The organism is Streptomyces albus subsp. albus, from assembly GCF_000719865.1.
GTDB classification, from domain to species: Bacteria; Actinomycetota; Actinomycetes; order Streptomycetales; family Streptomycetaceae; genus Streptomyces; species Streptomyces albus_E.
On record NZ_JOID01000078.1, the window covers coordinates 1 to 1100 of the forward strand.

Below are 1100 nucleotides of genomic sequence, written 5' to 3' on the forward strand. Positions count from 1 at the left end.
GTTAGGTGGTGGGGGTGTGGGGTGGGTTGGTGTAGGTGTGGCCGGTCGGTGCCGTCCAGCGGACCTCACCGGTGCGGGCATCTCGTTCCACGTGCCATCCGGCGCGGTGTTTCAGCAGGTGGTGACGTCGGCACAGCGGCATCAGATTGTCCGGCACCGTCGGCCCGCCCGCTTTCGGGTCCTGGTGGTTGAAGGGTTGGATGTGGTCGAGGTCGCAGCGGTGGGCGGGCATCTGGCAGGAAGGAAAGGCGCAGGTCCCGTCGCGGGCGATGACGTGCCGTTCGGTCTCGGCGGTGGGACGGTAGGTAGTGGGGTCCGTCTTGATGAGCACCCCGGTCTTCGGGTGGGTGATCAGACGCCGCCAGATGGTGCCGGGAGCGAAGGCCACCTGTCGTGCCTGCCCGGCACTGATCGCCCCGTAGCCCTTGAGCACGGCGGGTTCCTCATCCGCCCCAATGAGGGTGTCCAGCGACACGGTGACCTGGACAACGGCTGCTGACCGGCCGCCGGGGACGGTCTCGGTGACGGGCCGGTTGACGACCAGGTCGTACAGGGCGTCCACGCGCTTCTGGTTCAGGGTGCGGTCGTCGTCGGTGAAGGTGGCGGCATGGGCGTCGATCGCGGCGTCCAACTCCGCCGCCTGCGGGATGGGGAGGAACGCCGTCCAGGTCGCCATGCCGTCCTCGACCGCCCGGTGCCAGATGCTGCGGTCCTCACTGCGCTTGCGGTGCCGCCGCTCCGCACCCAGCGGATCCGCCTTCAACACCGCCCGGTTCAGGGCGCGCCGGGTCTGTCCCACCGACTGGGCGGGCATCTTCCCCACCACCATGGCCTCCACCCTTCCCGCGGCTTCAGGGTCCAGGGTGTGGGTGGTCTCGGTGAGGGCCTTGGCCTGCAGGTAGCAGATCTCCCCCCGATCCAGCAGCCCGACCGTGGTGGGGAACCGGCTCTCCAGGGCGGTGGCCACCGCGAGGCGGTCGGCGGCGGTCGTCCCCGAGAGTTTCAACGCGCAGGCGACGTCATCGCAGGCGAAGTTCCAGTCGTAGTCCACCCACCCCATCTCATTCGGCGGCGCCTCCAGCACCTCCGCCTCGACATCG

At 69.5% G+C, this 1100-nt stretch carries 1 protein-coding gene; it reads right to left on the bottom strand.

The window, feature by feature from the left end; all coding sequences use genetic code 11:
- Position 1 precedes the first annotated feature (1 nt).
- Positions 2 to 1100 (bottom strand): HNH endonuclease signature motif containing protein (locus IF83_RS0129415; protein ID WP_030549425.1); only part of this gene is annotated, 1099 nt, incomplete at its 5' end.